This window comes from Sneathiella sp. (assembly GCF_041689005.1).
Classification (GTDB): domain Bacteria; phylum Pseudomonadota; class Alphaproteobacteria; order Sneathiellales; family Sneathiellaceae; genus Sneathiella.
On the sequence record NZ_JBDNHC010000033.1, the window covers coordinates 1 to 20004 of the forward strand.

The following is a 20004-nucleotide window of genomic DNA, read 5'->3' on the forward strand; positions in this document are numbered from 1 at the left end:
CGAACGCCATCAATTACCGCGATCTGATGACAGTCAAGCATGCGGCCGCCCGGGGTATCACTGAACCCCGCATTCCCAACTCTGATGGGGCTGGAATTGTCGAGGAAGTAGGATCGGGGGTCACGGACTTCAACGCGGGCGACCGCATAGTCGGAACCTTCTTCGAGGACTGGTCGTGCGGGGATATCAGCGCCGCGGCAAGGGCCTGTGCCCGAGGCGGCACAGCCGAAGGACTGCTCTGTGAATACGCCTTAATGACCGAGCGGAGCGCGCTTCCTATTCCTCAGAATTTATCCTTTGAAGAGGCGGCGACGCTTCCCTGCGCTGGCCTGACCGCCTGGAACTGCCTGATCGAAGCGGGAGGTGCAAGACCCGGAAATACCGCTCTGCTGCTCGGGACCGGGGGCGTCTCTGTCTTTGCTCAGCAGATGGCCAAGGCTTTCGGCATTCGCACGATCCTCACCTCCAGCAGTGATGAGAAGCTGGCACGGGCCGCGGACCTCGGGGCAAATGAGCTCATCAATTACCGGAAGAATCCGGAGTGGGAGCAGGAGGTCCTCCGCCTGACCGGTGGCAACGGTGTCGATCTGGTGGTCGAGGTCGGGGGTGCGGGCACGCTTGAAAAATCGATTGCGGCGGTCAAGGTCGGCGGGCGAATTTCTCTCGTCGGTGTTCTGACAGGAGGCCAAATCAATCCGACCCCCATCATGCAAAAATCGGTTCGGCTGCAGGGAATATATGTCGGGCCGCGTGATATGTTCGTCAGAATGAACGCCGCGCTTGAGCAGAACGATATCCACCCCGTTATCGACAGCGTGATCGATTTCAAGGACGCCAGGGACGCCTATCGCCACATGGAAGGCGCGACGCATTTCGGAAAAATAGTTATTTCAATTTAAGCCGCGACACGGCCGCCAGCAGGAGAGTAAAATGAAGTTGTTACGATACGGGTCCGCGGGTCAGGAGAAGCCGGGCATGCTGGACGAAGCGGGCCAGATCCGCGACCTGTCGGCGATCATTGGCGATATATCCGGGGATGTCCTCACCGATGCCGGGCTCAAAAAACTTGGCGCCGTCGATGTGCAGACCCTGCCGGTTGTCAGCGATGGCTCCCGGATCGGACCTTGCGTCGGCGCGGTCGGCAAATTCGTCTGTATCGGCCTGAATTATTCGGATCACGCGGCGGAGGCCGGACAGCCGGTCCCGACCGAACCCATTGTCTTCATGAAAACCACATCGGCAATCTGCGGGCCCAATGACGACGTTGAAATCCCGAGGACATCGCAGAAGACCGACTGGGAAGTCGAGCTTGGCATTGTCATCGGCAAACGGGCAAAATATATTACTGAGGCTGAGGCGCTTGACCATGTGGCCGGTTATTGCACGGTAAACGATGTGTCGGAACGGTCTTTCCAGTCGGAGCGGCTGGGCCAATGGACGAAAGGCAAGAGCCACGATACCTTTGGCCCCATCGGTCCGTGGCTGGTCACCCGCGACGAGGTGCCAGACCCGCAGAACCTCAATCTGTGGCTGGAGGTGGACGGCGTCCGCCGTCAGGACGGCAATACCGGCACGATGATTTTTGGTGTCGCCACCATTATTTCCTATCTCAGCCAGTTCATGACCCTTAATGTCGGCGACGTGATTTCCACGGGAACGCCGCCGGGTGTCGGGATGGGACAGAAGCCGAAACCAATTTTCCTGAAGGCCGGACAGGTCATGAAGCTTGCAGTCGAGGGCCTTGGCACGCAGGAACAGACAACCATACAGGCATGATATTGCCAAAACAGAAAACATCAGGATATTCAACATGAAAGCAATCAAATCGCCCGAAAGTATTGGCTTCAGTTCCGACCGGCTGGAATATGTCACCGACTGGATGGACCGCTATGTGGAGGAGGGCAAGCTCGCGGGCTCGCAAACCATAATCGCCCGCGGTGGAAAAATCGCCTATTCCAAATCCGTCGGCCTGGCGGATGTCGAAAATAATCTGCCGTGGGCAGACGATACCCTGGTGCGCTTTTATTCGATGACGAAGCCGATCACCTCCGTCGCCCTGATGATGCTGTTTGAAAAGGGTCTGTTCCACCTCGACGATCCGGTCGAGGATTTCATCCCGGCCTTTAAGGATATGCGGGTCCTGCGCCTCGGCGCGCGCAATATCGACGATACGGAACCCGCGACGACGAAAATGACGGTTCACCACCTGCTGACCCATATGTCCGGCCTGACCTATGGCTTCAATGAAGGCACTCTTGGCACCCATTATACGGAGTCGAAGATGGATTTTGGGCCGCGCCGGGGCACCTTGGCGGAACAGGTCGATAAACTCGCCGGCATGCCGTTACTGTTCGATCCGGGCACGCGCTGGAATTACGGCGTGTCCACCGATGTGGTCGGGCGCCTAGTCGAGGTGATTTCCGGACAGGACCTGAAAAGCTACTTCGAGGAACATATCTTCGGGCCGCTCAACATGACCGATACCGCCTTTGATGTGTCCGAGGACAAGGTGGGGCGCTATTCCTCGGCCTATGGTGTCTCCGGGGACGGGAGCCTCAAGCTCATGGATGCGCGCGAGAAAAGCATCTTCCTTGCTGGAAGAACGGTATGCTATTCGGGTGGCGGTGGCCTGATTTCCACCGCCGGGGACTATTTTAAATTTGCCGAGATGCTGCGGCGACGCGGGGTGCTGGGCGATGCCCGGCTGCTCGGCAGCCGCACGGTTGATTTCATGACCCGCAATCACCTGGAAGGCGATCTCGCCCTGAACGGCCAGCCGTTGTTTTCGGAAGTCTCTTTCATCGGTGTTGGGTTTGGACTGGGTGGTTGGGTCATGCTGGAGCCGACACGTTCTCAGATGATGGGCTCCGTCGGTGATTTCGGCTGGGGCGGCATGGCCAGTACCGTTTTCTGGGTGGACCCGATCGAGGACCTGACGATCATCTATCTCACCCAGTTGATGCCGAGCAGCCATTACCCCTTGCGCAAGGAACTCCGCTCCCTGGTTTATCAGGCGCTTATCGACTAGGCGCCTGTCCGCGATATGCAAAGGTTTAATGTCGAGATCGGCTATGTGGTTGTGAAGGCTCTGTCTTAAAACTGCCATCAAACAACAACCGTTCTGTCACTGAATGGACATGTCCCTGCAACAGCGTGCGGCGATAAACGCGATAATCTCTGTAATGTATTGGAGTTTATCGTGGAAACATTGCAATTTAATAATCTCGAACTGCGCCTGGCCCAGTGCGCCGCCGATGTCGACGCGGCGCAAAGCCTGAGATACCGTATTTTTTATGAGGAAATGGGGGCGACGCCGACGCCGCAATGCCGGGCTTTTGCCCGGGATGTTGATCGGTATGACGAGATTTGCGACCATTTGCTGGTTATCGATCTTGACCGCAGTGACAATCGCGGGCCCTGTGTCGTCGGCACCTACCGGTTTTTGCGCAGCAGCGTGGCGCGAAAATTCTCGGGCTTTTACTCCGAGAACGAATTTGATCTCGGCAATCTACATGCCTTTCCCGGCGAGATCATGGAGCTTGGCCGTTCCTGTATCGATGCCGCCTATCGCCGCCGCGGGGCCATGCAGCTTTTATGGCGGGGCATTGCCGCCTATATTTTCGAGCATGATATCCAGATTATGTTTGGCTGCGGCAGTATTCACGGCATCAACCTCAAGGAACAGGCGCGGGTTCTCTCCTATCTGCACCATTTCCACAAGGCGCCGGGCCACCTCCGCCCGCGCGCGCTGGACGATCGGTATATCCCGATGAATGTCCTGCAAAAGAAGGAGGTTGACCGGGAAAAGGCTCAGGCCGAATTGCCGCCGCTACTGAAAGGCTACCTACGGCTTGGTGGTTATATCGGGGACGGCGCGGTCATTGACCGGCAGTTTAACACAATTGACGTTTGCGTCGTCGTCGAAACCGAAAACGTGACCGGTAAATATATCCGTCATTTCGCCCGCAACCGCACGGAGGGCGTTGCGCCAGGTTTCGCGGCCTGACGGCCCTAATTATCCCGGTGGGCGCCTTGTGAAATCCACCAGCCGATGAGAGCGCGCTCATCATCGGTCATCTTCGTGATATTGCCGAGCGGCATAGTATGGGTATCAATGGCCTGCTGGCGGATACGGGTTGCCGCGCCGGCGATCTGGGCGGGGGTTTCAAGCTTGAGCCCCTTTGGCGGTGTGGCGAAATCTTTGTTCGCTGGCTTCGCCGCATGGCAACTGGTGCAGCGCGAATGGATAATCTCCTCGACTTGTGTAAAGGATATTTTTTCCGTCGGCGCTTCGTCCGATGATTTCGGGGCGGCGGCATAGGCAATAAGGAAAAATAGCACGAACGCAAGCGGCAGCAGGAAAAATCCCTGCTTCGCCCGGCCCTGGTTCTTCATATTGAAATAATGCCGAACCAGCACTCCGACGAGAGAAATCCCGGCCAGCAGAAGCCAGCCATATTGATTGCCGAAGGTCATCGGGTAATGGTTGCTGATCATGATAAACAGCACAGGCAGAGTGAAGTAATTGTTATGGAGCGAACGCTGTTTGGCCCAGAGGCCGGGTTTCGGGTCGGGCGTTTTGCCCTCTTTCGCCGCGGCGACCATCGCTGTCTGGCCCGGAATAATGACCATCAGGACGTTGCCCACCATAATCGTGCCGATCATCGCGCCGATATGAATATAGGCCCCGCGGCCACTGAACACTTTCGATAGCCCATAGGCCGCAAGGGTGAGCAGGACGAACAGGATCACGCCAAACAGAGCCTGATTATTGATCAGCGGAGATTTGCACAGCTGGTCATAGAGGATCCAGCCGCCAACAATTGCCCCAAGCCCGATAAGGATGGCAGCGTCTCGTGAAATATCGGCAATGCTGCGATCAATCAGGTAAATGTCAGCGCTGAAGTAATACAGGATGGTCAGCAGGATAAAGCCGCTGATCCAGGTGAAATAGGCCTCAAATTTGAACCAGTGTAGGACCGGCGGGATTTCCGGCGGGGCGAGGCGGTATTTCTGTACCTCGTAAAAGCCGCCGCCATGAACAGCCCAAAGCTCGCCGCCCACCCCGGCCTTGTCCTTGTATCCGTCCTTGACCGGCGGGGTCAGGTTCATATCGAGCCAGACAAAATAAAAGGAGGCCCCGATCCAGGCAATTCCGGTAATAATATGGATCCAGCGGATTGCCATCTGTACCCATTCCATAATGTCCATTTCCATCGCCGATTGTCCCCTCGCAACAGATCCCGTCCAATATTGCCGCAAATTTTTGTCTCTGGCAATTTCTAGGGATATAACATTTACTTATGTGAGATTCTGACAGGCGCGGATGATTTCACACGCGGCATACTGAACCTCTGCCTTGGTGGTAGAGCGCCCAAACCCGACCCGGATCGTTGCTGCGGCCTCACGCGCACTCAATCCCATCGCTCGCAACACATGGGACGGTTCGGATAGCAATGACGTGCAGGCGGAGCCCGTTGACAGGGCAAGTGCGGGCAGATCGTGCAGCAGGTCTTCGGCGTCCACACCGACGAGTGTAACACTCAGGCATCCGGGAATATGCGGGGCTTCCTCGCCATTGAACTGCACCTGCTCGCCTAAACTCGCACTCAATGAGGATTGCAGGCTCTCGCGAAGCTGTCGGAGATGCTGCGCATCGCGCCCGCGCTCAGCCCCGATGATTCGGCAGGCGGCCCCAAGTCCGACACAGAGGGCGGTCGGAAGTGTTCCTGCCCGCAGATTTCGTTCTTGTCCGCCGCCCACAACCTGTGGCTTGATCCGGGTTCGGTCACGGACGTAGAGCGCACCGATGCCCATAGGGCCATATAATTTATGTCCTGACAAGCTAAGAAGGCTGAGATGGAATTCCTCAACGTCGATTTTTTCGGTGCCTAGACCTTGCGCAGCATCGCTGTGAAAGGTCACCCCGTGCTTTTTACAGATGGCGCCGATCGCCGCTAAATCCTGGCATGTCCCAGTTTCATTATTGGCAGCCATGACAGAGACAAGCAGGGTTTCAGGTCGGATCGCTACTTCGAGGGCATCAAGATTAATACGTCCGGTACTGTTCACGGCCAGCAGGGTGATATCGAGCCCTTCCTCGGCGAGAGCCTCTAGTGGGCGCAGGATGGCTTCGTGCTCCGTTGTGACTGAGATGATATGACGCGCGCCGGCGTTTGCCCGAGCGATCCCGAGGAGGGCGAGGTTGTTTGCCTCTGTCGCGCCGGAGGTGAAGATTATTTCATGAGGGTTGGCGGATATTAGTGCGGCAATTTCCGTGCGCGCGATTTCGATGGCGTCCCGGGCTCGTGCACCAAAGGCATGGGTCATGCTATGGGGATTGCCAACTCCGTCTCGCCAAAAAGGGGCCATAGCGTCGGCCACCCGTTCGTCCACCGGCGTCGACGCCTGATGGTCGAGATAAATTGGCAGAGTTAGGGGCTTGCCCTCAAAAATTATTTGCCGGGGCTGTCGGTCATCGTCGGTCATCGGGTCAGGCGCTATAGGCCTCAAGGCGTGCCAGCATCGCCTGTTTCCGCGTGTCAGGGCAGAAGCTCGCCTCGAACCCGTTGCGTGCTAGAACGAGAATATCGTCGCGTGTGAGATTGAGACTATCGGTGATTGCCTGATAATTTTCGTTGATGTAACCGCCGAAATAGGCCGGATCGTCGGAATTGATCGTTGCCTTCAATCCCCGTTCCAACATTCTCCGGATCGGGTGATCGCGCATATCGTCAACGCCCGCGAGTTTCAGGTTGGAAAGCGGACAGACGGTCAGGGCCATCTGCTCGGCCGCGAGCCGGTCGCAGAGCGCGTCATCTTCAAGCGAGCGGTTGCCATGGTCGAGCCGGTCAATTTTAAGAATATCGAGCGCCTCAAGGACATAGTCGGGCGGGCCTTCCTCCCCGGCATGGGCGACGGCGAGGAATCCGTCGGCCTTCGCCTTGGCAAAGACCCGCGCAAATTTGGAAGGCGGATGACCGAGTTCGGAGGAGTCAAGCCCGACGGCGATGATCTGATCCTTATGGGCAATTGCCTGATCCAGGGTTGCAAAGGCCTCCTCCTCACTCAAATGGCGGAGGAAACATAGGATAAGCGCCGAGGTGATGCCATATTCCGCCTGTCCCGCCGCGAGCGCCCGGCTGATGCCGTTCACGACGGTGTCAAAGCTGATCCCGCGCGCCGTATGCCCTTGAGGATCGAAAAATATCTCCGTATGAATGACATTCTGGCTATGTATTTTTGTGAGGTAAGCAAACGTCAGGTCGTAGAAATCCTGCTCAGTGATGAGAACGCTCATTCCCTGATAATAGATATCGAGAAAATCCTGAAGGTTGGAGAATTGATAGGCCTCTCTTACCGCCTCGACGGAGGCAAAGGGCAGGGAGATGTTGTTTCGTTTAGCGAGCGCGAACATCAGTTCCGGCTCCAGGCTGCCCTCAATATGCATGTGCAATTCAGCCTTGGGCATGGAGTTGATGAAATCTGTCAGATCGGTCATTGCGCTCTCCGTTGTGATGGTTTGCAGCATAAAATAAAACCCCCGCCGATCTGATCAAGAACGGCGGGGCTGAGTATGGCAGATAACGCCGTTACTTCGGCAGGTTGCCTTCAATACCTTCAACATACCAGTTCATGCCGAGCAGGGTGCCGTCATCGAGGGCGGTGCCTTCGGCCGCGCCGACAGAACCGTCCTGCTTGTTAAACGGACCGGCAAAGGGTTGGATTGAGCCATCCTCGATGCCCTTGCGGGTATCCTCGGCCAACTTGACCACTTCCTCCGGCAGTTTCTTATTATATGGCGCCAGCTTGACCATGCCTGACTTGAAGCCGCCCCATGTATCCTCGGACTTCCAGGTGCCGTCGAGCATTGCATTGGTCCTCTCGATATAATACCCGCCCCAGTCATCGATAATCGCGGTCAGCTGCCAATTTGGCGCAAATTTGGCCATATCGGACGCCTGTCCAACCGCCCAAACACCTCGGCTCTCGGCGACCTGCATGGGGGCGGCGCTGTCCGTATGCTGCAAGATAACATCCGCACCCTGATCGATGAGGGCCTTGGCGGCATCCCCTTCTCTGCCCGGATCATACCAGGAATTAACCCAGGCGACCTTGACGACGACATCCGGGTTTACGCTGCGGGCAGCGAGGGTCGCCGCATTGATACCGCGCACAACTTCCGGGATCGGGAAGGAGCCAACATAACCGATGACATTGGTTTTTGTCATCTTCCCGGCGATCTTGCCAACCACATAGCGGCCCTCATAGAAGCGGGCGGAATAAGTGGCGACATTGTCGGCGCGCTTATAGCCGGTGGCATGCTCGAATTTTACATCCGGAAACTGCTTCGCGACTTTCAGCGTCGGGTTCATGAAGCCAAAGGAGGTGGTGAAAATGAGTTTATATCCTTCGGAGGCCATCTTCCGGATAACGCGCTCCGCATCCGGGCCTTCTTTTACGCTTTCGACAAAACCTGTTTCCACCTTATCGTTTAGAGCCTTCTGCATGTCCTGACGGCCGACGTCATGGCGATGGGTGTAGCCAAAGTCACCAACCGGGCCGACATAGATGAAGCCGACCTTCGCTTTCTCATCGGCGGCGGCAGCGCCCCCGATGAGCAGGCTGCCGACGATGGCGGCAGTGCCAATCACGGCAGAAAGTTGTTTTAGCATCATGTGTTTCTCCTTAAACTTGAGTAAATTGGTGCGTATTTTTACTTCGTTACGCCGCCGGGTGAAATATTTTTCCGATACAGGCTGGCGCATGTTTTCTGATTCTGGATTGGTCTTTTGAGATCAGAACCAGTACGATCACAGTTGCCAGGTACGGAAGCATCGAAAGGATCTGTGAGGGAACGTTAAGTCCGGCTGCCTGTGCATGCAACTGCAAAATTGTGATGCCGCCGAACATATAGGCCCCGACTAGCACTAAACCCGGCTTCCATGTGGCAAATACGATCAGCGCCAGCGCGATCCAGCCGCGGCCCGCGGTCATATTCTCCGCCCACATTGGTGTATAGGCGAGGGAAAGATAGGCGCCGCCGATGCCCGACATGGCGCCGCCGAAGATGACAGCAAGATAGCGGATACCGATCACCGAATAGCCGATGGAGTGGGCGGCGTCATGGGAATCACCGACGGCCCGTAAGATCAGCCCGCTTTTGCTTTTGTAGAGGAACCAGCTGACGAGGGCGACCATAACGAACGACAGGTAGACCAGCGCATCCTGTGCAAAAAGGATCGGGCCAATATAAGGCAGGTCCGACAGCCCGGCAATGTCCAGTTGAGGCAGCGGCGGCACGGGTTGTCCGACAAAGGCCTGCCCCATCAGCGCGCTTAATCCGACACCGAACAGGGTAAGCGCGAGCCCGGTCGCCACCTGGTTCGCCATAAGCGACAGCGTCAAGATGCCAAAAAGGAATGCCATGATCCCTCCGGCAACAGCAGCAACAATGATGGCGAGGATATAACTCCCGCTAACCGTCGCGGTCATGAAGCCGCTGACCGCGCCGATCAGCATCATGCCCTCAACGCCCAAATTGAGGACGCCGGATTTCTCAGTGACAAGCTCGCCTAGACTTGCAAATACGAGGGGTGTTGCTGCCGTGATGATGGTGAGAATAACCGGGACGATCCAATCAAATCCAGACATTACAAGGCGGCCTTTCTCGCTGTGTTCAGGCGGAAACGGTAATGGACAAGGACGTCACAGGCGAGCAGGTAAAACAGAATCATACCCTGAAACACGCCGGTGACCGCGACGGGCAAGCCAAGGTTGATCTGGGCTGTCTCGCCGCCAAGATAGGTGAGGGCCATCAGCAACCCGGCGAAAAAAATGCCGACCGGATGCAGCCGTCCGAGGAAGGCGACGATGATCGCCGTGAAACCGTATCCTGGCGAAATGCTGGGTAGCAGCTGTCCGATCGGGCCGCTAACCTCCGAGATACCGGCAATACCCGACATGGCGCCGCCGAATAGCAGGGAAAACCAGACGATCTTTTTCTGGCTGAACCCGGCATACCCACCCGCCGTCGGGGCGGCACCGATCACCTTGATCTGGAACCCGATGAGTGTGCGGGCCATCATGATCCAGGTACCGAGAACCGCTAGGAGTGCCAGCAGTGTACCAAAATGCAGACGGGTGCCGGATACCAGGATAGGCATGGTGGCGCTGTCGCTGAAGGTCTGGGATTCGGGAAAGTTATAACCGGCAGGATCGCGCCACGGCCCATGGATCAGCAGCGATAGCAAAAGCAGGGCGACATAGACCAGCATCAGGCTGGTCAGGATTTCATTGGCATTGAACCGGGTCTTGAAATAGGCCGGTATCGCCGCCCACGCCGCTCCGCCAACCGCACCTAAAATGATCATTGCCGGGAGGAGAAAGATGCTGTCGGTATCGGGAAAGTAAATGAACAGCGCGCTGCCGGTAATGGCGCCGATCGTCAACTGTCCCTCGGCGCCGATATTCCAGACATTAGCGCGAAAGCCCACAGAAAGCCCAATCGCGCACAAGATCAGCGGCGTCGCCTTCACGAATAGTTCCGACCGGCCGTAGGCAGAATTGAGCGGCGCGACGAAGAAATTGACAAGTGCGTCAACCGGATCGACCCCGAGAATATGGAACAGGACGATACTGCTCAGCATTGTTAGGACAAGCGCGAGCAAAGGAGTGACATATACCATCGCCCTCGAATACTCGCTGCGCTTCTCAATCTTAAGCAACATGAGCCTGCCCTCCCTCGGCGGTAGTGCCATTCGCACCGCCCATCAGCAGGCCGATTTCCTCAAGTGTGATTTCGCTGAGGGGGCGGGCAACCGACAGCCTGCCGTCGGCAATCACCGCAATGCGGCTGCTGATGGCGAACAATTCATCGAGGTCTTGACTGACGACGAGAACAGCCGTTCCCTGTTCGGCCAGGTTGATCAGCGTCTGGTGGATGTCCGCAGCGGCCCCGGCGTCGACGCCCCAGGTCGGATGGGCGACGATAATCACATTTGGCTGCTGCAGCACTTCGCGTCCGACGATGAACTTTTGCAGGTTGCCACCGGACAGGCTGCTCGCCGTGTGTTTTATTCCCGGGGTGCGGACATCGAATTTAGCGACAATATCCTCGGCATAAATGGCAGTGGCACCCTTGTCGATAAAACCGCCCTTAAGGAGGTTCTTGCGCCGGAAACCGCTCAAGAAAGCATTCTCGGCCAGTGTCATTTCCGGCACCGATCCATGCCCGAGCCGATCCTCTGGCACGAAGGCAAGACCGAGATTGCGGCGGCCGTTTGGCCCCAACTGGCTGATGGATTTTCCGTCGAGCTGGATGGCCTCCGCATCGCGGCAGATGGTCTCGCCGCTGAGGGCAGATAACAGCTCAATCTGGCCGTTTCCGGCAACTCCGGCGATGCCGAAAATCTCGCCGCCGCGCACCTCGAAGTTAATCGTAGTGAGATTGAAGCCAAACTCGATATCCGCATCGATACTGAGGTTACGGACTTTTAGACGAACCGGGCCGGAGGCTCCCTCCGTTTGACGTTTTGGTGCATGTAAATCGGTGCCAATCATCATTTCCGCAAGGCTTTTGGCGGTTTCAAGCGTCGGATCGCATTCGCTGATATATTTGCCACCGCGTAGGATCGTCGCCTTGTGGCATAGCGCCTTGATCTCGTCGAGTTTGTGACTGATATAGAGAATGGAAACGCCCTCCGTGGACAACCGCCGAAGCGTTTCAAACATCTTGTCAACTTCCTGCGGGGTGAGAACGGAGGTGGGCTCATCCATGATCAGGAGCTTCGGGCTTTGTAGCAGGCAGCGGACAATCTCGATGCGCTGTTTTTCCCCGACCGAGAGCGTATGAACCTGGCGATGGGGTTCGAGCGGCAAGCCGTAGCTGGTGGAAATTTCGATGATCCGTTTTTCCAGCGCCTTCATGTCCTGCCGTCCGGGCATGCCGAGGGCGATATTTTCGGTAACGGTCATGGCTTCAAATAGTGAGAAATGCTGAAAGACCATACCAATGCCAATTTTCCGGGCCGCATGCGGGCTCGAGATTTTTACGCATTCGCCTTCCCAGAAAATCTCCCCCTCGTCGGCCTGAAGAACGCCGTAGATGGTCTTGACGAGCGTGCTTTTGCCAGCACCGTTTTCGCCGAGCAGGGCATGGATTTCGCCGGGCATGATTTTCAGATCAATATGATCATTGGCCAGGCAGCCCGGATAGGCTTTTGTAATCCCCCGCAATTCCAACTGCGGCGTCTCGGCGCTGTTCCCCGTCATTCACCCCTCGCTTCCTGTTCACGCACGCGTTACATCCCCTGTAGATATTGCGTCCTCGATCAGCTATTTCTCAGCAAACCATATTTACGGTCCATTTGCACCTGTTGACTTTACTCGAACACATTCTGCCGCCCGCTGCTGGTGCCGGAGCAGCAAATCAGTGGCGACACTCGCCGCAATTTCCGCCGGACGCTTGCCGGTAAGCCCGTCAAGGCCGATCGGGCAGGTGATCCGGGCGATGGTTCCGGCATCGAACCCGCGCTGCGCGAGGCGCTTCTCAAACTTTACCTTTTTTGTCTTTGAGCCGATCAAGCCGATATAGGCATCCGGCGGCGCCTGCCGTAGCAAGGCCTTGCATATCTCGAGGTCCAACTGGTGGCTATGGGTCATCACCAGATTAAAGTCGGCCGAGAGTAGCTGCGTGACGATACCAGCCGGACTGTCGGTGAGCCGTTTCGTGACATTGCCGGGCAGGACTTGCGGAAATTCGTCCGCGCGCATATCCACCCAGGTGAGGGCGCAGGGCAGCGGCGACAGGGCCTGGACGATCGCCTTGCCCACATGGCCCGCGCCGAACAGGGTGATATGAAATTCCGCATCAGAAAAAGACTGAACCAGCGTAAACCCGGTCTCGCCGGGGGCAATGACAATCTCCGCGCCGGGCTGGTTCCGGCGCCGATCAATGGCTGCCTGCAAGGGCTTGTCGAGATAGATCGCGGCGTCCTCTTGCAGAACGATCCGGCGGCGGCAGGCATCCTTCGACCAATGGGACAGAAGCAGCGAACCCTTTATATTTTCATTTAACTGGTTAAATAATTTTATGTCGCTATCGGTTAGTCTGCCGAGCAGAATATTGACATGGCCGCCGCAACATTGGGCGAGTTCCGGGCCGAGCGGAAAAGTGAGGATCGCTGCCTCCCGATCCGGTGCCTTGAGCAGCTCCCGCGCTTCCGCCGTCGCAAGATACTCAAGCCGCCCGCCGCCGATGGTGCCGACGGTGGCAGTGATTGTCACCAGCATTTGGGCGCCGGTCTCGCGCGGGGTCGAGCCCTTGACAGCGCCAACCGTCACCAGCACGGCGGGGTCTTCGTTTGCCCTCAGGGCCGAAAATATGTCGCGCCAGTCACTCATTGTGCAGCTTCAACGACGGGCGTTTGCCGCGCCGCGTCCGCCATGTCCTGAACCGCCTTCAGGACCCGTTCCGGCGTCGCCGGGGCATCAAGGTCGGGATAAAGGCGGTAGTTCGAGACGCTGGAGATCGCATCGGCAATGGCGTTGAAAGCGGAGATGGCCAGCATGAGCGGCGGCTCGCCGACCGCCTTGGATTTGTAGATCGTCTCCTCCACATTTTCACCGGCGTCAAATATTTTCATGTTGAAGATTGCCGGGCGGTCACTGCAGGCGGGTATCTTATAAGTGGAGGGGGCATGGGTTTTAAGGTTGCCCTCGGCATCGAAGAAAAGCTCCTCCGTCGTCAGCCAGCCCATGCCCTGAATGTAGCCGCCCTCAATCTGGCCAAGGTCGACATAGGGATTGAGGCTCTTGCCCGCATCATGGAGGATATCCACCGCGGTAATCTTGTTCTCCCCGGTCAGGGTATCGACGACTGCCTCCGACAGGGCCGCCCCATAGGCGAAATAGTAAAAGGGCCGCCCGGTCAGGGTTTCTGCGTCGTAATGAATTTTCGGGGTGCGGTAATATCCCGTTGCCGACAGTGAGATCCGGTTGAGGTAGGCCTGCTGGACCAGCTCGGTGAAAGTGATCTCCGTCGCGCCGATCCGAACGCGGTTCGGCAGGAAATGTATTTCATGCTCAGCGACATTATAATGGGCAGTGGCAAAGGTGATGAGCCTGTCTTTCAGGGTCTGGGCCGCTGCCTCGGCCGCCTTGCCGTTCAAGTCAGCCCCGGAGGACGCCGCGGTCGGTGAGGTGTTCGGCACTTTGTCAGTGCGGGTGGCGGTGATCTTTACCCGGTCAATATCGACCTGCAGGACCTCGGCGACGACCTGCGCGACCTTGATATAGAGCCCTTGGCCCATCTCGGTGCCGCCATGATTGATCATCACGCTGCCGTCCGTATAGACATGGAGCAGGGCGCCCGCCTGGTTCATATGGGTGGCGGTGAAGGAAATGCCGAACTTGACCGGCGTCAGCGACAGGCCTTTTTTCAGGTAGGGGCTGGTCTCGTTGAAGGCGCGAATGGCCACCCGACGGTTCACATAATCTGCACTTTTCTCAAGCTCGTTTATAATCTCTGGCGCGATATTATCCTCTACCGTCATCTGGTAGGGTGTGATATTGCGTGTTTTTTTGCCATAGAGATTGATCTTGCGGACCTCCAGTGGGTCCCTGCCAAGATAGGTGGCAATGACATCCATCATCCGTTCCGGCGCCAGCATACCTTGCGGCCCGCCAAATCCGCGAAAGGCGGTGTTGGAGACCGTGTGGGTTTTGCAGCGATGGGAAGTAATGGTGACATTCTCGAAATAATAGCAGTTATCGACATGGAACATGGCGCGGTCATTGATGGAGGCGGAGAGGTCAACCGAGCGACCACAGCGGGAGGCGAGGATGAACTCCGCCCCGCTCACCCGTCCGTCCTTGTCGAAGCCGGCCTCGAACTTGACAACAAAATCATGGCGCTTGCCGGTCATCACCATGTCATCGTCGCGATCAAGGCGGATTTTGGCGGGGCGGCCGATCTTGGCGGCGGCGAGGGCCGCCATGGCCGCGAACCAGGCTCCTTGCGTCTCCTTGCCACCAAAGGCCCCGCCCATGCGCCGCACCTGCACGGTCACGGCGTTATCGGGCAGATCGAGAAATTTGGCGACGTTATGCTGGACTTCCGTCGGATGCTGGGTTGAGGAATAGACGAAGATATCCCCGTCCTCGCCGGGAAGGGCAAGGGCGACTTGCCCCTCAAGATAAAAATGATCTTGCCCACCGACCTCGAACGTCCGGCTTATCTTGTGTTCTGCTGCGTTGATGGCGTCACGGGCATTGCCGCGCTTGATCTCGCGGCTCGGCAGCACGTAAGATCCGGCGGCCATTGCCTGCTCGACGGTGATGATCGCTGGAAGCTCTTCATATTCAATGACGGCGTGGGCGGCGGCGGCGCGGGCCTGCTCCAAGGTCTCTGCGACGACCGCGAACAGGGCCTGCCCGACATATTCGACCAGTCCGTCGGTAAACACCGGGTCGTCCCCGGCGATGGGGGAGGCATCATTGATCCCGGGCACGTCCTCTGCCGTCAGCACGGTAACAACACCGGGCCGTGTGCGGACATTGGCGACATCAAGCTTTATGATTTTTGCATGGGCTTTTTTACTTTGCGCAATATAAAGATGCAGCAGGTTTTTCGGTTCGTGGATATCGTCAATATAGTGCGCCTCGCCCGCCGCCTGCTTTGCCGCGCTGTCATGGACAATCCCGCCATTCACCCGGCCGCGAATTTCGGTTGTGCCCGCCGGAGGATTACGCATAGGCAAGCCCCCCTGCTCCAACAATGCGGGTGGCGACCCCTGGCGTTGTCGTCTCAATGGCGAATTTCTTCAGCAGGTTCTGCGCGCTCATCAGCCGGTATTCCTTGCTCGCGCGCATGTCGCTCATTGGTTGGTAATCTTCGGCCATCATGGGTAGCGCGGCCTCGATGCTGGCGACCGACCACTCGGTACCGATCAGGGCTTTTTCGGTCTGGTGCGCGCGCGCCGGCGTTCCCGCCATTCCGCCATAGCAGATGCGGATATCCTTGACGCGGGACCCGTCGAGGGTCAGGCGAAAGGCGGCACAGGCCGCAGAAATATCCTGATCGAAGCGTTTGGAAAGTTTATAGGCGGCAAAGCGGCTGTTCCCGTCCGGAAGCGGCACAAATAGTTTTTCGACGAATTCCTCGGGCCTCAAGTCCTGCTGGCCATAGGTGATGAAAAAATCCTCAAGCGCGATGTCCCGTGTTCCCGTGGCCGAGCGCAGCCGCAACCGGGCGCCCAGCGCGATCAGGGCAGGGGGTGTGTCGCCGATCGGTGAACCGTTGGCGATATTGCCGCCGATTGTCCCGCTGTTGCGAATCTGGGTTGAGGCAAGGCGGCGGATCAGTTCGCCGAAATCGGGATAATATCCGGCAAGCTGCGACCAGGCCTCGCTATAGCTGACACCGGCGCCGATGCTGAGCTGGTTTTTCTCCTCCGATATCTGCCGGAGTTCGGCGATCTGGCTGATATGGATAACGCAAGGGAGGTCGCGATGTTGCTTGGTGACCCAGAGCCCGACATCGGTGGCCCCCGCCAGAATTGTGGCCTCGGGAAAGCGCTCAAGTAGTCCGGCAAGCTCGTCCGTCGTCTTGGGGGCAAAATAGTGCCGGTCCGCCCCCGTGAGGGATAGGCTTTCGTCTTTTTGCAGGGTTTGGAGCAGCGCCGTGGTGGCAGAGGCGCGGTCGTGAAACTGGTCGCGCAGGTCGGCGCGGGCAATGTCTTGTGCCGCCTGGATAAGCGGGCCATACCCGGTGCAGCGGCAGAGATTTCCGGCGAGAATATTGTCGATATGACCGCGATCGGGCGTGCGGCCGGTATGCATCTCGGCGAAGATTGACATAACGAAGCCCGGTGTGCAGAACCCGCATTGGGTTCCGTTGGCAGCGACGAGCGCCTCCTGAACCGGATGCAAGGTACCGTCCGACGCCTTCAGGTCCTCCACCGTGATTATCTCCTTGCCGTCCAGCATCGGCAGGAACTGGATGCAGGCATTGACCGCTTGATACCGAAGGCCGCCGTCGTGAAGATCGCCGAGGACAACACTGCAGGCACCGCAGTCGCCTTCGGCGCAGCCCTCCTTGGTGCCGGTCAGGGCCCTGTCATAGCGAAGATAGTTGAGCAGGGTTTCGGTTGGATCGATATTCTCCAACTCGACAATCTCACCGCGGTGAACAAATCTCAATTTATTGCGCATGTTCAACTCCGAAACCGCTTTTCGCCACTATATCAAATTTATCCTGTGCGCGAAATCCTGACAATTCTAACTTCCCCTATAGGTCGAATAGCTATAGGGGGAAACCAGTAGTGGGACGTGATAATGTTCGGTTGCATCGGATATTCCGAACCGCACAACAATCTCGTCCAGAAAGGGGGGGGCTGCAAGTGGCCCGTCCTGCTTGTTAAAATAGCCCCCAACATGAAAAATCATCTCATACTGGCCGACTTCAAACGCCGCGCCCTCCAGGAGCGGTCCGTCGCAGCGGCCATCAGCATTGGTGGTAACCGTTTTGAGCGAGGCTCGGTCATTCATCGAAATGCGGTAGAGGTCGATGGCGATGCCGCCGCCCGGCCTTCCCGTGGCCGTGTCCAGAACATGCGTCGTCAGTTTGCCCATATCATCCCCCAGGATGCCCAGCCTTTGTCCCGGCTGGGGCCTAAAAAAGCTTTGCATGACCGTGCCCACATTGTCTACATAATTTATTTATTTTGTATACAATAATATAATATATTGTATAAATGACGGAAGGGAAATACGCAGGTTAAGGATTATTTATGCGCAGGACTGCCCCAACAGTCGCTTTGAACATCGCCGGGACATCGGCCCGCAGCGCCGCACCGAACGAGCATATTCACGCGGAAATGTTCGCCGCCATTCTTGAGCAGCGCCTTGCCCCCGGTACGAAGCTGTCGGAGGACACGCTTGGCGAGATATTCGGCGTTAGCCGGACTGTCGTCCGGGCAGTGCTGCAGCGCCTCGCCCATGAGCGGATCGTGCGCATTCATCCCAACCGCGGTGCCTTCGTCGCCGAACCGACCCCGGAGGAGGCGCATGAGGTTCTGCAGGCCCGCCACTTGATCGAGGAGGGGATCATCCGTCTTGCCGCACAAAAGCGGACGGCCTCCGATATTGCCGATCTTCGCCACATGGTCGCGGCGGAACAAGATAGCCTGAATGCCGGAGACCATCAGGCCTGGGTACGGCAATCGGGAGATTTTCACCTTAAGCTGGCGACCATTGCTGCAAGTCAGACACTGTATGCCTATCTCAAGGAGTTGGTGTCCAGAACCTCGCTGATTATCGTGCAATATCAGAAAGGCAACCTGTCCGCCTGCAACTGTGATGAACATACTGATATTATTGATGCCCTCGCAGCGCCGGACGAGGAGCGGGCGGTTGCCGTCATGCATGTCCATTTACAAGCCTGTGAGGACAAGCTGAGCCTGAACGGCGAGACGCCGAAAAGCGATCTTCATGCGATATTCTCCAGATCTTCGAAAAACCAGGAGCCGACATCGTGACCGAACCGTCAATCTATCCCCGTAACCTCATCGGCTATGGCGGCAATCCGCCCGATCCGAAATGGCCGAACGGGGCGCGGATTGCTGTTCAGTTCGTCCTCAATTATGAGGAGGGCGGTGAAAATTCCATTCTTCATGGCGATGCGGCCTCGGAAGTGTTCCTGTCGGAGATTGTCGGCGCTGTGCCGTTGCCGGGCGTCCGCCATATCAGTATGGAATCGATCTATGAATACGGCAGCCGCGCCGGGGTCTGGCGGATCTTGAAACTGTTCGAGAAATTCAACCTCCCGCTCACGATTTTTGGCGTTGCTATGGCTCTGGAGCGCCATCCTGATGTCGCCCGTGCCTTTGTCGAGGCCGGTCACGAAATCTGCAGCCACGGATATCGCTGGATTGACTATCAATATGTGCCCGAGGCGGTCGAGCGCGAACATATGCAGAAGGCGATCGCGATTATTGAGAATTTAACCGGCGCGCGGCCGCTCGGCTGGTATACGGGCCGGACCAGCCCGAATACGCGACGACTAGTCGCCGAAGAGGGGGGCTTCCTCTATGATGCCGATGCCTATGATGACGATCTACCCTACTGGATCGAGGAGGCCGGGCGCAGCCAGCTGATCATCCCCTATACCCTCGATGTGAACGACATGCGCTTCGCCTCCTTTCAGGGATTTAACTGCGGTGACCAGTATTTCACCTATTTGAAAGACAGCTTCGATACCCTGTATGAGGAGGGGGCCACCAGCCCGAAGATGATGTCTGTCGGGATGCATTGCCGCCTTGTCGGGCGGCCTGGACGGATCGCCGCGCTGAAACGGTTTCTGGAATATGCAACCGGGCATGAGGATGTTTGGTTCTGCCGCAGGATAGATATTGCCCGTCACTGGTACGCCGAACATCCGCCGGGCATTGGATCGGCAAAAAAATGACCAGATTTGGAACATCACCTAGTAAAATGAACAAGGTTCAATTTATTGAGGCTTTCGGGGATGTTTACGAGCATTCTCCGTGGGTGGCAGAGGCAGCCTGGGCGCGGGGAATAACCGGGCGTCATGATGAGGTCGAGGTACTTGCGGCGATGATGGCTGACATCGTCGCCACTGCCGGGATGGATAGAAAATGCGCGCTGATAGAGGCCCATCCAGATCTGGCCGGCAAGGCGGCGGTTCGCGGTGAATTGACCTCGGCGTCAAGTTTTGAGCAGGCAGGGGCCGGTCTTGCTGAATGCAGCCCAGAGGAATTTACAGTGTTCCAGGCCTGTAATAATGCCTATCGGGAGAAATTCGGTTTCCCCTTTATCATGGCAGTGAAGAACAGCAATCGCCATGACATCCTCGCCGGATTTGAGGCGCGGCTTAAAAATTCGCCTGAACGGGAATTTGAGACGGCGCTTGCGGAAATTGATAAAATTGCGCAGTTCCGGCTTATGGAACGATAGAATTCGGGGCGTACGTCCCCGGTAATG

General features: G+C 57.1%; 18 protein-coding genes. 7 read left to right on the forward strand and 11 right to left on the reverse strand.

Translation table 11 applies throughout. The annotated features are described in order from the left end of the window. From ACESNI_RS04140 to ACESNI_RS04155, 4 genes are all read left to right on the forward strand, one after another. On the forward strand, positions 1-899 hold an 899-nt coding region (locus ACESNI_RS04140), incomplete at its 5' end, for an NAD(P)-dependent alcohol dehydrogenase (RefSeq protein WP_373085205.1). A 31-nt stretch (positions 900-930) separates the two neighbouring features. Continuing rightward, the gene (locus ACESNI_RS04145) at positions 931-1776 is read left to right on the forward strand and encodes an ureidoglycolate lyase (RefSeq protein ID WP_373085206.1); all 846 of its coding nucleotides are present in this window, start codon (positions 931-933) and stop codon (positions 1774-1776) included. A 34-nt stretch (positions 1777-1810) separates the two neighbouring features. Then, positions 1811-3028 carry a serine hydrolase domain-containing protein gene (locus ACESNI_RS04150; protein ID WP_373085207.1) on the forward strand — a complete coding sequence of 406 codons (1218 nt, stop codon included), beginning with the start codon at positions 1811-1813 and terminating at the stop codon, positions 3026-3028. Positions 3029-3199: 171 nt separating this feature from the next. Continuing rightward, positions 3200-4006, forward strand: coding sequence for a GNAT family N-acetyltransferase (locus tag ACESNI_RS04155; RefSeq protein ID WP_373085208.1), 807 nt, complete (start codon positions 3200-3202; stop codon positions 4004-4006). 5 nt (positions 4007-4011) lie between these two features. Here ACESNI_RS04155 and ACESNI_RS04160 read toward each other — a convergent pair whose 3' ends face one another. The 11 genes from ACESNI_RS04160 to uraH all read right to left on the reverse strand — a co-directional run bounded on the left by ACESNI_RS04160 (position 4012) and on the right by uraH (position 17634). Then, entirely contained in the window at positions 4012-5217 is a 1206-nt protein-coding gene (locus ACESNI_RS04160) for a urate hydroxylase PuuD (protein ID WP_373085209.1), read from the reverse strand. An 84-nt stretch (positions 5218-5301) separates the two neighbouring features. After that, the gene (locus ACESNI_RS04165; protein WP_373085210.1) at positions 5302-6489 is read right to left on the reverse strand and encodes a cysteine desulfurase family protein; all 1188 of its coding nucleotides are present in this window, start codon (positions 6487-6489) and stop codon (positions 5302-5304) included. 4 nt (positions 6490-6493) lie between these two features. Next, positions 6494-7501, reverse strand: coding sequence for an adenosine deaminase (locus ACESNI_RS04170; protein WP_373085211.1), 1008 nt, complete (start codon positions 7499-7501; stop codon positions 6494-6496). 91 nt (positions 7502-7592) lie between these two features. Continuing rightward, positions 7593-8675: a BMP family ABC transporter substrate-binding protein gene (locus ACESNI_RS04175; protein ID WP_373085246.1), complete on the reverse strand. Its 1083-nt coding sequence runs from the start codon at positions 8673-8675 to the stop codon at positions 7593-7595. A gap of 49 nt (positions 8676-8724) precedes the next feature. Then, positions 8725-9654: an ABC transporter permease gene (locus ACESNI_RS04180; RefSeq protein ID WP_373085212.1), complete on the reverse strand. Its 930-nt coding sequence runs from the start codon at positions 9652-9654 to the stop codon at positions 8725-8727. Beyond that, positions 9654-10730, reverse strand: coding sequence for an ABC transporter permease (locus tag ACESNI_RS04185; RefSeq protein WP_373085213.1), 1077 nt, complete (start codon positions 10728-10730; stop codon positions 9654-9656). Before ACESNI_RS04185 ends, ACESNI_RS04180 begins: the two co-directional genes overlap by 1 nt. Then, positions 10720-12273 carry an ABC transporter ATP-binding protein gene (locus ACESNI_RS04190; protein WP_373085214.1) on the reverse strand — a complete coding sequence of 518 codons (1554 nt, stop codon included), beginning with the start codon at positions 12271-12273 and terminating at the stop codon, positions 10720-10722. The genes ACESNI_RS04185 and ACESNI_RS04190 overlap by 11 nt, the downstream gene beginning before the upstream one ends. A gap of 84 nt (positions 12274-12357) precedes the next feature. Next, positions 12358-13404, reverse strand: a complete 1047-nt coding sequence (gene xdhC, locus ACESNI_RS04195) for a xanthine dehydrogenase accessory protein XdhC (protein ID WP_373085215.1) — start codon at positions 13402-13404, stop codon at positions 12358-12360. Then, positions 13401-15755: a xanthine dehydrogenase molybdopterin binding subunit gene (gene xdhB / locus ACESNI_RS04200; RefSeq protein ID WP_373085216.1), complete on the reverse strand. Its 2355-nt coding sequence runs from the start codon at positions 15753-15755 to the stop codon at positions 13401-13403. The genes xdhC and xdhB overlap by 4 nt, the downstream gene beginning before the upstream one ends. Next, positions 15748-17214, reverse strand: coding sequence for a xanthine dehydrogenase small subunit (gene xdhA / locus ACESNI_RS04205; RefSeq protein ID WP_373085217.1), 1467 nt, complete (start codon positions 17212-17214; stop codon positions 15748-15750). The genes xdhB and xdhA overlap by 8 nt, the downstream gene beginning before the upstream one ends. A 66-nt stretch (positions 17215-17280) precedes the next feature. Next, positions 17281-17634, reverse strand: a complete 354-nt coding sequence (uraH, locus tag ACESNI_RS04210; protein ID WP_373085218.1) for a hydroxyisourate hydrolase — start codon at positions 17632-17634, stop codon at positions 17281-17283. A 158-nt stretch (positions 17635-17792) separates the two neighbouring features. Here uraH and ACESNI_RS04215 point away from each other — a divergent pair, with 158 nt between their 5' ends. Genes ACESNI_RS04215 through uraD form a run of 3 tightly spaced genes read left to right on the forward strand, consistent with a single transcriptional unit; the run spans position 17793 to position 19977 of the window. Further along, positions 17793-18539 (forward strand): GntR family transcriptional regulator, encoded by a 747-nt coding sequence (locus ACESNI_RS04215; protein ID WP_373085220.1) that lies wholly within the window; start codon positions 17793-17795, stop codon positions 18537-18539. Then, entirely contained in the window at positions 18536-19468 is a 933-nt protein-coding gene (puuE, locus tag ACESNI_RS04220) for an allantoinase PuuE (RefSeq protein ID WP_373085221.1), read from the forward strand. The genes ACESNI_RS04215 and puuE overlap by 4 nt, the downstream gene beginning before the upstream one ends. After that, positions 19465-19977 carry a 2-oxo-4-hydroxy-4-carboxy-5-ureidoimidazoline decarboxylase gene (gene uraD / locus ACESNI_RS04225; protein ID WP_373085222.1) on the forward strand — a complete coding sequence of 171 codons (513 nt, stop codon included), beginning with the start codon at positions 19465-19467 and terminating at the stop codon, positions 19975-19977. Before puuE ends, uraD begins: the two co-directional genes overlap by 4 nt. The last annotated feature ends 27 nt before the right edge of the window (positions 19978-20004 follow it).